At 71.4% G+C, this 13,098-nt stretch carries 9 protein-coding genes; 5 read left to right on the top strand and 4 right to left on the bottom strand.

What is annotated here, in order from left to right; genetic code table 11:
- Positions 1-31: 31 nt before the first annotated feature.
- A complete protein-coding gene (locus tag Q9R20_RS15010; protein ID WP_311250092.1) occupies positions 32-892 on the bottom strand; it encodes a DMT family transporter in 861 nt (286 codons plus the stop codon).
- A 39-nt stretch (positions 893-931) separates the two neighbouring features.
- Between Q9R20_RS15010 and Q9R20_RS15005 the strand changes: the two genes are divergently transcribed.
- Complete coding sequence (locus tag Q9R20_RS15005) at positions 932-1,423, top strand: MarR family transcriptional regulator (protein WP_311250091.1); 492 nt, start codon at positions 932-934, stop codon at positions 1,421-1,423.
- A 64-nt stretch (positions 1,424-1,487) separates the two neighbouring features.
- Here the strand turns inward: Q9R20_RS15005 and Q9R20_RS15000 are convergent, their stop codons facing one another.
- Entirely contained in the window at positions 1,488-5,702 is a 4,215-nt protein-coding gene (locus Q9R20_RS15000; protein WP_311250090.1) for a DUF3418 domain-containing protein, read from the bottom strand.
- Between the two features lie 188 nt (positions 5,703-5,890).
- Between Q9R20_RS15000 and Q9R20_RS14995 the strand changes: the two genes are divergently transcribed.
- Together Q9R20_RS14995 and Q9R20_RS14990 are read left to right on the top strand one after the other, a co-directional pair.
- A complete protein-coding gene (locus Q9R20_RS14995) occupies positions 5,891-6,484 on the top strand; it encodes a sigma-70 family RNA polymerase sigma factor (protein WP_311250089.1) in 594 nt (197 codons plus the stop codon).
- Positions 6,450-7,433 carry a CU044_5270 family protein gene (locus Q9R20_RS14990; RefSeq protein ID WP_311250088.1) on the top strand — a complete coding sequence of 328 codons (984 nt, stop codon included), beginning with the start codon at positions 6,450-6,452 and terminating at the stop codon, positions 7,431-7,433. Before Q9R20_RS14995 ends, Q9R20_RS14990 begins: the two co-directional genes overlap by 35 nt.
- Positions 7,434-7,518: 85 nt before the next feature.
- Here the strand turns inward: Q9R20_RS14990 and Q9R20_RS14985 are convergent, their stop codons facing one another.
- Positions 7,519-8,682 (bottom strand): glycoside hydrolase family 3 N-terminal domain-containing protein, encoded by a 1,164-nt coding sequence (locus Q9R20_RS14985; RefSeq protein WP_311250087.1) that lies wholly within the window; start codon positions 8,680-8,682, stop codon positions 7,519-7,521.
- A 122-nt stretch (positions 8,683-8,804) separates the two neighbouring features.
- Positions 8,805-10,049: an LCP family protein gene (locus Q9R20_RS14980; RefSeq protein WP_311250086.1), complete on the bottom strand. Its 1,245-nt coding sequence runs from the start codon at positions 10,047-10,049 to the stop codon at positions 8,805-8,807.
- A gap of 91 nt (positions 10,050-10,140) precedes the next feature.
- Here Q9R20_RS14980 and Q9R20_RS14975 point away from each other — a divergent pair, with 91 nt between their 5' ends.
- Both Q9R20_RS14975 and Q9R20_RS14970 read left to right on the top strand, forming a co-directional pair.
- Positions 10,141-10,977: an aldo/keto reductase gene (locus Q9R20_RS14975; protein ID WP_311250085.1), complete on the top strand. Its 837-nt coding sequence runs from the start codon at positions 10,141-10,143 to the stop codon at positions 10,975-10,977.
- 13 nt (positions 10,978-10,990) lie between these two features.
- Positions 10,991-12,808 carry a DUF255 domain-containing protein gene (locus Q9R20_RS14970; protein ID WP_311250084.1) on the top strand — a complete coding sequence of 606 codons (1,818 nt, stop codon included), beginning with the start codon at positions 10,991-10,993 and terminating at the stop codon, positions 12,806-12,808.
- Positions 12,809-13,098 lie beyond the last annotated feature (290 nt).

The following is a 13,098-nucleotide window of genomic DNA, read 5'->3' as shown; positions in this document are numbered from 1 at the left end:
CGGGCATGCCCGGGCGACAGATCCTGGCGACTCACGCGCGCGTCAGTGCCCGGCCGGGCCGTGTGGCGGCGATGGCCCCCAGCACCAGGAGGATCCCGGCGATCTGTGCGATGCCGAGCGCCTCGCCGGCCACCAGCACTCCGAGGAGCACCCCGGTCACCGGGTTGAGCAGACCAATCAACCCCACCGTCCCCGCGGGGAGGTGTCGCAGGCCCGTGAACCAGCAGACGAACGCCAGAGCCGTCGCGACGACCGCGATGCCCGTGTAGGCGACGATGCCCGTGGCATCCACTCTCGGGGGTGCACCCTCGACGGCGACCGCCGCGACCGTCAGGGCGAGCCCGCCCGCGACCAGTTGCCAGGCGGTGGTCGCGAGCAGAGGGACGTCGTCGCGCCAGCGCGTGGCGAGGATGCCGCCGAGCGAGAACACCACCAGCGCCACCACCGAGATCGCGATGCCGAGAGGGGGTAGGGCTCCCGAGCTCCAGCCCACCACGAGCACGACGCCGACGACTCCGAGCAGGGTGCCGGCGGCCCACCGCAGGGTCGGCCGTTGGCCGAGGAGCGGCCAGGCGAGTCCCGCGAGGGCGAGCGGCGACAGCGCCATCACCGACGACGCGATCGACGAGGGGAGCAGCTGCGCGGCGAGGTAGACGAGCACGAAGAAGGCACCGAAGTTCAGCAAACCCAGCACGGTGGCCTTGCCCCACCAGGCGCCGCGGGGACGGCGGCGGGCGAGCGCCCACAGCAGCAGACCCGCCGGGAGGGCTCGCAGCGCCGCACCCCAGAGCGGAGCGTCGGCCGGCAGGAGATGCCGCGTCACCACGTAGGTCGCCCCCCACGCGACGGGGGCGACGGCGGTGACGGCGGCGAAACGCCATTTATCTTCCATGGAAGGCACTATAGCTTCCACGGAAGATAAGATGAACCCATGGATGCCGATCATGTCGATGAGATCGTCGGGGAATGGGCCGTCGAACGCCCCGACGTCGACGCCTCGCCCATGCAGGTGCTCGGGAGGCTCAGTCGCATCGCGGCTCACCTCGACGCCGAGCTGCTCGCGGTCTTCCGGCGGTTCGGCCTGGGCGAGGGGGAGTTCGACATCCTCGCCACGCTCCGCCGCGGGGGCGAGCCCTTCGCGCGCACGCCGGGAGAGCTGGCGCGTCACACGATGGTGACGACGGGGGCGGTGACGAAGCGCGTCGATCGGCTGGTGGCATCCGGTCTCGTGTCCCGGAGCGCGAGTGACGACGACGGACGCGGCCGGGTGGTCTCGCTCACCCGCGAGGGGCGACGCGTGATCGACGAGGCGCTCGTCGCGCACCTGGCGAACGAGGAACGCCTCCTCTCCGCCCTCGACGCCGATCAGCGCCGATCGCTCGAGGCGCTCCTGCGTGCGTGGGGTGGGGCGCTCGGCGTGTGACCCCTCGCGTGAGTCGCCAGAATTTGTCGCTTCCGGGCATGCCCAAGCGACAAATCCTGGCGACTCACGCGCTCTTCAGCGCCTTCGCGATGCGTTGCGGCGACACCGGCTCGGCGGTGCCGAGGCGCTGGGCGAAGAGGCTCACGCGCAGCTCCTCGAGCAGCCACCGCGTCTGCACGAGGTGGGCGGGCGCGTCGGCAGGAAGCGGAACCGAGCCGCCGGCCTCGACGAAGCCCGCGGCGGCGCGCTCGTACTCGGTCATGCGCTGGCGGTCGCGGCCGGGATTGTCGGAGAGGGTCTTCACCCGCTCGAGCGCACCCGCCAGGTAGCGAGGGAGGTGCTGCAGGCGCGCGAGGCCGGTGCGCGAGAGGAACCCGGGGAAGATCAGCCCCTTCACCTGTCCGCGCACGTCGTTGAGGGCGCCGAGCAGGGTGATCGACGAGGCATCCTTCATCGCACGTTCCACCTCGCGCTGCGCGAGAAGGATCTTCGCCGCGAGCGACACCGTCTGAAAGGTGCGCTCCACCGAAACCGCCGAGAACGCGTCGCGCACCCGCTCGAAGTCTCCCCGGGTGCGCACTGCGCCGTTGCGCCCGAGGATGTCGTCGGCCAGGGCCACGCGCGCATCCTCGATCAGCGCCTTGGCGTTCTGATACGGGGATGCCGCGAGCGCGAGCTTCTCGTTCGCGGTGAGGTGGTCGAGAACGTAGGTGGCGGGGGAGGGAACGGCCAGCAGCATCAGGCGCCGGATGCCGGCCCGGGTGTGGCGTGCAGCGTCCTCTGGGGTCGCCTCGACGTGCAGCGCCACGCTGTCGCCCTCGTCGACCAGGGCCGGATAGCCGCGCACGACACCGCCGGCGACGGGGGTGTCGACGACCTCGGTCAGCTCGTCGAAGTCCCAGGTCGTGAGCTTCGTGCGGGAGGCGAAGGCGGGAGAGGCCTCGGCCACCTTCGCGGCTCTCTGCGCCGGGCGAGCGATCGTCGACTCGACGCTGGACCGGGCCTTGTCGGCGAGACGGCGCTGCAGGGTCGCCAGGTCGCGGTCGCTCCCGACGGCGCGGCCGCGGGCATCCACCGCGCGGAACGACGGCATCAGGTGACCGGGCACCCGCTCGAGCTCGAAGTCGGCGGCGCTCACGCGTTGGTTCGCGACGCGCTGCACGAGGGCGGCGAGGGCGTCGACGAGCGTCGTCTTGGGCAGGCCGTTCGCGTGCTCGGGGCCCCTCTCGGCCAGCTCGGCGCTGAATTTCTCCGCCCAGTCGGCTGCGGGCACGACGTTGCGGCGGATCGTCTTCGGCAGCGCCCTCAGCAGCGCGGTGACGAGTTCGTCGCGCATGCCCGGCACCTGCCAATCGAAGCCGTCGGGTTTGAGCTGGGCGAGCAGGGGCAGCGGCACGACCACCGTCAGGCCGTCGTCGGGTGCGCCCGGCTCGAAGCGGTACGCCAGGTTGAGCGTCTGGTCGCCCTGGCGCCAGCGCGCGGGGAAGGCGCGGTCGTCGCCCTGGGCGCGGTCGCCGGTGAGGTCGGATTCGCGCAGGTCGAGCAGGTGCGGCGTGCGGTGGACGGCATCCTTCCACCAGGCCTCGAAGGAGCGCACGTCGGTGACGTCGGCGGGGATGCGCGCGTTGTAGAACGCGAACACCGCTTCGTCGCCGATGAGGATGTCGCGGCGGCGCTCGCGCTCCTCGATCTTCTCGAGAAGTCGGCGCTGCTCCTGGTTGCGGCGGAGGAACGCCGTCAGCCGCTTGTCGAGCACCGAGGGGTCCCACTCACCCTCGACCAGGGCATGGCGCACGAACATCTCGCGCGCGAGCGGGCGGTCGAAGCGCGCGAGCTGCACGCGCCGACGGCCGACGAGCTCCACCCCGAACAGGGTGACCTTCTCGTAGGCGGCGGCGGAGCCGACATCCTTCGACCAGTGCGGCTCGCTCAGCGAGCGCTTCACGAGGTCGGGGGCGAGGTCTTCCGCCCACGCCGGGTCGACCGCGGCGACGGTGCGGGCGAACAGGCGCGAGGTCTCGACGAGCTCGGCGGCCATGACCGCCGAGGGACGCTTCTTCTTCAGGCCCGAGCCGGGGAAGATCGCGAACCGCGCCCCGCGCGCGCCGATGTACTCGCCCTTGACGGGGCGGGTGTCACCGGAAGCCTTGCGGTCCTTGGTCTGCGCCATCGCGCGCGGATCCAGGATGCCGAGGTGCGACAGCAACCCGGACAGGATCGCGCGGTGAATCGCGTCGCCGGCGGCGTGCCCCTCGGGGGCGGCGCGCTCGCTTGACGCACCGTGTCCCGATTTGTGCGAGCCGTGTCCCGATTTGTGCGGCCTGGAGGGGTCTATCCCAGCCGAAAGTGGGACATGGTTCGTCGAGCCGCGCCCGGCCGCACCACCGCCGCGCCCGCCCTCGCCCGACCCGCGCTCGCCGCCCAGCGAGCGCAGCTGCCGGTGCACGTCGACCCACTCGCGCACGCGCACGTAGTTGAGGTGCTCGCTGCGGCACAGGCGCCGGAACGCGCTCGAGCCGAGTTCGGCCTGCTTCTCCTGCAGGTACTCCCACAGGTTCAGCAGCGACAGGAAGTCGCTGGTCGGGTCGGTGAAGCGCGCATGGAAGCGGTCCGCCTCCTCGCGCCGCTCCTCGGGGCGCTCGCGCACGTCCTGGATCGACATGCCCGACACGATCGCCAGCACCTCGGCCGAGACGTCGTTCCGCCGCGCCTCGATGAGCATGCGGGCGAAGCGCGGGTCGATGGGCAGCCGCGCGATCTCCCGGCCGATCTCGGTGAGCCGGGGACCGCGGTCGTCGTCGCGACCGCCGCGCCCGCGCGAGGGGTCGCGGTCGGGTCGGTCGTCGCGAGACCGCGCGCCCGGGGCCGGCAGTTTCACGGCGCCGAGTTCGACGAGCAGGTCGAACGCCGCCTTGACGCCGCGCGAATCCGGCGGGGTGAGGAACGGGAAGGCCTGGATGTCGCCGAAGCCGAGCGACAGCATCTGCAGGATGACGGATGCCAGCGACGTGCGCAGGATCTCGGGTTCGGTGTACTCCGGGCGGCGCGTGAAATCGTCTTCGGAGTAGAGCCGGATCGCCACACCCGGCGAGGTACGGCCGGCGCGGCCCGAGCGCTGCTGCGCCGAGGCCTGCGACACGGCCTCGATGGGCAGGCGCTGGATCTTCGACCGGTTGCTGTAGCGCGAGATGCGCGCGGTGCCGGTGTCGACGACGTACCGGATGCCGGGGACGGTGAGACTCGTCTCGGCGACGTTCGTGGCGAGGATGACGCGTCGTCTCACGCCGGCGACGGTGGAGCGCTCGAAGACGCGGTGCTGCTCGGCGGCGGACAGACGCCCGTAGAGCGGCAGCACCTCGGTGGGCGCGGCGTCCTTCTGGTACGCCCCCCGGATCGCATCCGCCGCGTCGCGGATCTCGGCCTCGCCGGGGAAGAAGACGAGCACGTCGCCCGCGGGCTCCCGGTCGAGCTCGCGCAGGGCAGCGACGACGGCACCGACCTCGTCGGCGTCGTCGGCGTCGCGTCCGGTCTTGGCGGCGGGCCGCGCCGAACTCCGGACTTTCTGCGGCGCCGACCCCACGCGACCGCGGGGAGACGGGCCGGCCGGGTCCTCGGCATCCGCATCCTCAGGAGTTTCGGCGGCCCCCTCCGCCCCATCGAGCGGCCGGTACCGGATCTCGACCGGGTACGTGCGGCCGGATACCTCGATCACCGGCGCCGGAGTCGGCTCACCGCCGGGCTCGGTGGGGGCCGCGGCGAAGTGGCGCGCGAAGCTCTCGGGGTCGATGGTCGCCGAGGTGACGATGACCTTGAGGTCGGGGCGCTTCGGCAGGATGCGGCGCAGGTAGCCGAGCAGGAAGTCGATGTTGAGCGAGCGCTCGTGGGCCTCGTCGACGATGATCGTGTCGTAGCGGCGGAGCAGACGGTCGCGGTGGATCTCGTTGAGCAGGATGCCGTCGGTCACCAGCGCCACGCGGGTGTCGGCCGACACCTTGTCGGTGAAGCGCACCTTGTAGCCGACGGTCGAGCCGAGGGGGACCTGCATCTCGTCGGCGATGCGCTCGGCGATCGTGCGCGCCGCGATGCGGCGGGGCTGCGTGTGCGCGATCGAGGTGCGCCCGAGCTCGAGGCAGATCTTCGGCAGCTGCGTGGTCTTGCCCGACCCGGTCGCCCCGGCGACGATCACGACCTGGTGGTCGCGGATGGCGCGCGCGATCTCGTCCCGCGCGGCGCTGACGGGCAGCTCGGGCGGGTAGACGATGACGGGTTCGACAGACACAGCCTTCCAGCCTATCGCGGCGGCGCGTCGCAGGCTGCGCCGTGCGGGGTGGCAGCTCGGTGCGGTCTTGCCACCGCTTAGCGAGAAGAAGAGTGAGCGGGCGCGGGATGTCCCCGCACGGGATCCGACCGATGACGGGAGGATCGGAGAAACCGTGAACTCGAACAGGGGAGACGAGCAATACGAGTGTGAGCACAGACAACGAACTGATCGCCCGGTCGCATCTCGACCCGGCCGTCTTCGCGGCGCTGTACGACCGCCACGCTCCGGCGGTGTACCGCTACCTCGCGCAGCGGCTGGGCGACCACACGGCAGACGATGTCATGAGCGAGACGTTTCTCGTTGCGTTCGAGCGACGCGACTCCTATGACCGCGAGGTGACGGACGCGCGTCCGTGGTTGCTCGGCATCGCCACTCGGCTCATGCGCAAGCACGCCCGACTCGAGGCGGTTGCGTGGAAGGGAATGGTCGCCGACATGGCGGCTCAGGTCGCGCCCGACTTTATCGAGCGAGCGGGAGCGCGAATGGATGCCGAGCGACTCACGCGTCGACTGTCGTCGGCCTTGGGCAAGCTCTCGGACACCGATCGCGACACGCTGCTGCTCTACGCGTGGGCGCACCTCGACTACGCAGCGATCGCCGCAGCGACCGAGGTGCCGATCGGCACCGTGCGCTCACGACTCAATCGTGCGCGGCGGGTCCTCCGTCGCGCCGCCGGCACCGACACCCTCGAACAGGAGACGGATCATGGACGAACTGACGTTGCTCCGCAGCACGCGTGACGACACCATCGCCCCGAGCGAGCGGACGTTGGACGCCGGTCGCGCGGCGCTGATGGACCGCATCGCCGCTCCCGCCGCTCTGCCGGCGCACAAGGCGCCACGCGTGCGCAGGCGACGCCCTCTTCGTCGCGCGACATGGGTCGCGGCCGTTGTGGCGGCGGCGCTCACCGGCATCCTGGTCGCCGGCAATATCAATATGGGCGCGCAATCGGCTCAGGCGAGCGAGGTGCTCCGACAGGCCGCCGCCGCGGCGATGCAGTTCTCGGACGTCGTTCCGGGGGAGGGGCAGTACCTGCGCGTCACTCGCCACGAGCAATACCCGTGGTGCGAGGTGAACGCGCAGAACGAGATGGTGTGCCAGGGTACGAATGAAGAGACGACCACCGTCTACGTTCCCGCGGACCGCGACGAGCAGTGGGTACAGGTCCGAGACTGGGGTAATTTCCCCGGCAAGGATGTTCCCGAGACGCACCGTGCCGTCGACGGCGATTTCTACGGTCCGGACGAAGGCGGGTTCTCGACCCCGTCCCCGGAGGAGAAGTTCGCGGATGTCCCGCTCGACGGGGCGGCCGCGTACGACTGGATCCACGCGCAGTACATCGGCGGCTCCGCATCGCCCGACGAGGACGATTTTCAGCGAATCGTCGGTCTGCTGCGTTCAGGGCTGGTCCCCGCACCGCAGCGCGCGGCACTTCTCGACGCGTTGTCGCGCATCCCCGGGGTGAGCTCTCGGGGCGAGGTCCAGAACCTCGACGGTATCTCGGGCATTGCGATCGGCCGGGACGAGCCGATGCGTCTCGGCAACCGCGCCGAGATCATCGTCGATCCCGCCACCGGGCAGATGATCGGTGAGCGCTCCGTCTCGGGAACCACGTTCTTCGGATGGGGTGCGGGCGAGGTCGTCAGTTCCAGCGCGTTGGCGATCGCCGTCGTCGATGTAGCTCCCTGACCCGAGCAGCCCGCGGGCGGGGCTGGACCGCGCCGTCGGATAATCCCTCGGCGGCGGGTCCGGCCCCGCCCCCGCCCCCCCCAGGTCAGGGCATCGCCGCCTTCTGCGCCAGGATGCGCGTGACGGCGGCGTCGACCTGGGCGGCGAAGGCGGGGTCGCTCTGAGCACGGGCGCGCACGGCGTCGCGCATCTCGGGGTACACCGACGCGTCGGCCGACACCAGCAGCAGGTCGACCCCGGCCTCGATCGCGCGGGTCGCCCGGTCGGCGGGGGAGTAAACGCCCACCTGATCGGCGGCGGAGAGGTCGTCGCAGGTGACCACGCCGTCGAAGCCGACCCGGTCGCGCAGGATCCCGACGACGGCCGGCGAGAACGCGGCGGGGGTGTTCGGGTCGATCCCGGCGTAGATGGCCGTCGACATCATGACCACGGCCGGACCCTGGGGCAGCACCGTGGAGTACACGCCCACGTCGGGCCCGTCGGCGGTGACGACGTCGTCGGTCACCTGCGCCGAATAGTCGGTGTTGTCGTCGACGTGCCCGAGACCCGGGAAGTGCTTGAAGGTCGGCAGCACTCCGCCGTCGCGCATCCCCGCGGCGAAAGCGCCGGCCTTGGCGGCGACCGTCGGGCCGTCGTAGCCGTACTCCCGTGCGAGCTGCCCGATCGGCGGGTTGCTCTGGGCGGTGTCGGGGCTCGTGACGATGTCGGCGACGGGGGCGAGGTTCATGTTCACGCCGGCCCGGCTGAGCTGACCGGCCCATGTGCCGGCATCGCCGCGGAGGGTCGCGTCGTCCCGCTGTCCCTGCGCGACCGCGTTGGGGATCTCGTCGAGCCCCGGTCCCGACAGCACCTGCACGGTGCCGCCCTCCTGGTCGGTGGCCACCCACAGGCCCGGTCCTCCGGAGCCGGCGGCCGCGGTGAACGTCGAGACGAGCTGGGCCGTGGCATCCACCCCGGCGTCGGAGCGACCGTGCAGGAAGATGCCGCCGACGCCGTCGTCGCGCACCGCTGCGAGCGTGGTGGGATCGGGCCCCTCGACGGACGTGCCGACCATGAAGAGCTGTCCGACCTTTTCGTCGAGACTCATCCCCGCCAGCGGGTCGGGGGTGGGAGTGGGGGTGGGCGTGGGAGTCGGTGTCGTCGTCGGGGTGGGAGCGGTCGTCGCGGGCGCGGTCCCGGCCGGAGCGCACCCCGCGAGCGCGAGCGTCGCGAGCACCACGAGGGCCGCGAAGCGGGTGACGGTCTTCACCCTGCGATCGTCCCCGACGACTCTGGACGGTCCCCGGGAGCAGGCTCCTCCGCGACGGCCGGTGCGGTGGATGCCGTGCCCGAACGCTCGATCACCACAGCTGCCCGAGCGGCGAGGCGCGATCAGCCGTTGCCCGCCGAGCAGGTCGCCTGGTTGGCCTTGGAGCCGCTGATGTTGCTCGGCAGCTCCACCACGTCGGGCGCCGCGCTCTCTCCGGGCGCCGGGGTGGTGGCATCCGGGGTGGGCTCGGTGGGCGCCTCGGTGGGCACGGACGGGTCGGCGACGACGCCTCCGTTCGCTCCCGCCTCACCGGTGAGCGCCAGCGGGGCGTTCGCCTCGATGGCCTCCCACAGGGTCGCGGCCGCGGCTTCGTCGGGGATGACGCGGTTGTTGTCGTCCGGGTCGTCGACGACGGGGAACTGCACGAAGGTGATGTCCGAGAACGGGACGTCCTTCAGCGTGTAGGCGAGCTGCGCGATGCGGATCGGGTCGGCGAGGCTCTCGCTCGGCTGGATGTTGTTCACCGCCGTGTTCGCCAGGCCGATCAGGGTGCCGGGATTGGACAGCACCTCGTCGCTGCGCAGCTTGTTGATCAGCCGCGACAGGTACTGCTGCTGGTTACCGATGCGGGCGAGGTCGCTGCCGTCGCCGATGCCCTTGCGGGTGCGCAGGAACGCCAGGGCGTCGAAGCCCTTCACGACGCGGGGCCCCGCCTCCCAGTCGATGCCCGCGTCGGGGTCGTCGATGCCGTCGCCGCCGATGCACACCTCGACGCCGCCGATCGCGTCGGTGATGTTGACGACGTTGCCGAAGCTGACTTTCGCCGCGAAGGGGATGCTCTGACCGCTCAGCTCCGACACGGTGTCGGCGACGCAGGTGAGCCCGCCCTTCTCGAACGAGGAGTTGATCGGCGCCTTGGACCAGGCCGACTGCACCTCTCCCTCGGCGGAGGTGCACTCGGGCACGGGGATCTCGAGATCGCGCGGGAACGAGACGACGGTGACGCGCCGAGGGTTCGTCGACACGTGCACGAGCATGTTGACGTCGTTTCGGGCCCCGTCGTTCTCGGGGTCGGTGCAGCGCGCCCCGAACGCACCCGAGACGACGTCGTCGCATTCGTCGGTGCCGACGACGAGAACCGAGAACGGTTCGTCGTAGGCGCTGAGCGCGGGCGGTTCGGCGGGGGCGTCTTTCAGCGGCACCGCCGCCTCCTGCAGGCGCTGCGACAGCGACCAGGCGTAGAAGCCGCCCACCGCGACACCTGCGACGACGACGACCGTCACGGCGATGGCGACGATCTTGGCGAGGCGGCGCCACGTCGAGGCCGGCTCGCGGCGCGCGTGCCGGGCGGGGGGCTTGGACGTCATGCGGTCAGTCAACCACGACCCGGCTTCCGTGCCGAGACATGGCGCGTCAACCCCGAGACATCTGAGAACGGCTCGCGCCTACGCTCGATGCATGACCGTTCCTTCTGTTCAGCTCAACGACGGAAACTCCATCCCCCAGCTCGGCTACGGCGTGTTCCTCGTGCCCGCCGACGACGCCGAGCGCGCCGTGTCCGAGGCCCTCGAGGTCGGCTATCGCCACATCGACACGGCCGCCATCTACAAGAACGAAGAGGGTGTCGGTCGGGCGATCGCCGCCAGCGGCATCCCGCGCGACGAGCTCTTCGTCACCACCAAGCTCTGGAACGACCGCCACGACGGCGAGGAGCCCCTCGCCGCGATCGACGAGAGCCTGCAGAAGCTCCAGCTCGACGCGGTCGACCTGTATCTCATCCACTGGCCCACGCCGAAGAACGACAACTACGTCCACGCGTGGCAGAAGATGATCGAGATCCGCGACTCCGGCAAGACCCGCTCGATCGGTGTCTCGAACTTCCTCGTGCCGCACCTCGAGCGCATCGTCGCCGAGACCGGTGTCACCCCCGTGGTCGACCAGATCGAGCTGCACCCCGCCCTCAGCCAGCGCGAGATCGCTGCCTGGGGCCAGGAGCACGACATGCACATCGAGTCGTGGGGTCCGCTCGGCCAGGGCAAGTACGACCTGTTCGAGCTGCCCGCGGTGAAGGATGCCGCCGAGGCCCACGGCAAGAGCCCCGCTCAGGCCGTGCTGCGCTGGCACATCCAGCACGGCTTCATCGTGTTCCCCAAGTCGGTGCGTCGCGAGCGCCTCGAGGAGAATTTCGACCTGTTCGACTTCGAGCTCACCGCCGACGAGATGGCCGCGATCGACGCGGTCGACCCGGGCGACGGTTCGGGTCGCGTCGGCACGCACCCCGACGACCTCAACTGACGCCGGGCGCGATGTGAACCGCCTCGCGAACGCCTCGAGCCCCTACCTGCGGGCCCACGCCGACAATCCCGTCGCGTGGTTCCCGTGGGGGGCCGAGGCGTTCGCGCTCGCGGCCGAGCGAGACGTCCCGGTCATGGTCTCGATCGGCTACAGCACCTGCCACTGGTGCCACGTGATGGCCCGGGAATCGTTCCAGGACGCCGAGACCGCCGGCATCCTGAACGAGGGTTTCGTCTCGATCAAGGTCGACCGCGAAGAGCATCCCGACGTGGATGCCGCCTACCTCGACGCCGCGTCGGCGTTCACGCCGCATCTCGGGTGGCCGCTCACGGTCTTCGCGAGCCCCGAGGGGCGCGTCTTCTACGCCGGCACCTACTTCCCGCCCGCGCCGCGCCCGCCGCAGCCCTCATTTCGGCAGGTGATCGAAGCCGTCCGTGAGGCGTGGACCGAACGGCGTGGAGAAGTGGATGCCACGGGCTCCTCGCTCCGCGACGCTCTCGCTGCTGCCGCCACGGCCCCCGCCGATGCGCCCCCGACCCTCGATCAGCTCGCCGCCGCGGCGCGCACCGTCGCCGCCCGCGAGGATCGCGAGTACGGGGGCTTCGCCGCAGGCCCGGCCTTCGAGACCCCGAAGTTCCCGAACACCCCGGTGCTCCGCTTCCTGCAGCACCCCGCTCTGGCGTCGGAGGTTCCGGATGCCGCGGACGTGGCATCCCGAGCCCTGTCGGCCATGGCCGGCTCCGAGCTGCACGACTCGGTCGACGGCGGATTCTTCCGCTACGCCACGCGCCGCGACTGGAGCGTGCCGCACTACGAGCGCATGCTCACCGATAACGCCGGTCTCGTCGAGGTCGCGCTCGCCGCGGGCGACGAGGTCGTCGCGACCGACGCCGCACGGTTCCTCGTCGACGTGCTGCAGCTGCCCTCCGGCGGAATCGCGGCCGCTCAGGACTCGGAGTCGATCATCGACGGCGTCCGCAACGAGGGCGGGTACTACCGCGTCGCCGACCGGTCCGGACTGCAGCCCCCGGCTCTGGATGCCAAGGTCGTCACCGGCTGGAACGGACACGCGATCGCCGCCCTCGCCGCTGTCGGAACGCGCGCCGACCCGCGCTTCCTCGAGGCGGCGCGGTGGGCCGCCGACGCCGTGCTCGAGAGCAACACCGCCGACGACGCGACCCTGCGCCGGGCCTCGCTCGACGAGATCCGCTCCGCCGCTCCCGCGACGCTCGAGGACTACGGCGGGCTCGCGCGCGGCCTGCTCGCCCTCGCCCGCGCGACCGGCGAGGTCGCTTACGCCGAACGCGCGCGGTCCCTGATCGATCAGTGCCTGGGCGACGACGGCGTCCATCCTCCCGGCGGGGGAGACCCCGTGCTCGTCGCGCAGGGGATGCAGCCGCACGGCGTGCCCAGCGACGGTGCCTCGCCGTCGGGCCCGTCAATCTTCGCCGCCGCCGCGCTCGATCTGTGGCGCCTCGGAGCGGGCGAGCGCTACCGCACCGCAGCCGAGACGCTCGTGCGGGCGGCGGCTGACGCGGCCCTCGCCACGCCTCTTGCGCACGGGGCGATTCTCGAGGTGGCCGCGGGTCTGGCGACGGCCCCGCGGCAGGTGGTCGTCGTCGGAGAAGCGGATGCCGCCGTCGCCGACGCCGCGCGGCGAGTGGTCGCCGACGTGGTCGCCGTGGTCTCGCCCGAGCAGGCGCGGGCGTTCGCCGCGGCGGGCTTCGAGCTGTTCGCCGGGAAGGACGCGCTGAACGGGGAGGCGACGGCGTACGACTGCCGCGCCTTCACCTGTGCGCTGCCGACGACGGACCCGGCGGCGCTCGTCTGAGATCCATCAGGCGTGACGGGTGCGCCGGCGCGGCTGGTCTGCGACCGGGCGGGCGCGGCGTCTGGTTCGGCTCGTGGGTGATCGGTTGTGCGTGCACGGCGCGCGGACGCAGCGGGTGAGGTTTCGGGTGAGATCCGCCGTCCTGATGCGGTGCAGCATGTATACATGTGGTTGAACTGAGAGGGCACCCGTCTTTCGGCGAGCCCCTGCTCGTCGCCGACCCGACAGGAGGATCCTCCGTGACCACCTTCGTTCCGCACCGTTCGCGCGGTGCAGCATCCCCACCACAC

This window comes from Microbacterium sp. PRF11, from assembly GCF_031844085.1.
GTDB lineage: Bacteria > Actinomycetota > Actinomycetes > Actinomycetales > Microbacteriaceae > Microbacterium.
Note: the sequence above shows the minus strand (reverse complement) of the source record. Positions and strands in the feature narration are given on the sequence as shown.

Excerpts from the sequence above, each read along its gene's own strand:
- Q9R20_RS14990 (WP_311250088.1), top strand. The coding sequence starts at position 6,450 with ATGGACGAACTGACGTTGCTCCGCAGCACGCGTGACGACACCATCGCC.
- Q9R20_RS15010 (WP_311250092.1), bottom strand. The coding sequence starts at position 892 with ATGGAAGATAAATGGCGTTTCGCCGCCGTCACCGCCGTCGCCCCCGTC.
- Q9R20_RS14980 (WP_311250086.1), bottom strand. The coding sequence starts at position 10,049 with ATGACGTCCAAGCCCCCCGCCCGGCACGCGCGCCGCGAGCCGGCCTCG.
- Q9R20_RS15005 (WP_311250091.1), top strand. The coding sequence starts at position 932 with ATGGATGCCGATCATGTCGATGAGATCGTCGGGGAATGGGCCGTCGAA.
- Q9R20_RS14975 (WP_311250085.1), top strand. The coding sequence starts at position 10,141 with ATGACCGTTCCTTCTGTTCAGCTCAACGACGGAAACTCCATCCCCCAG.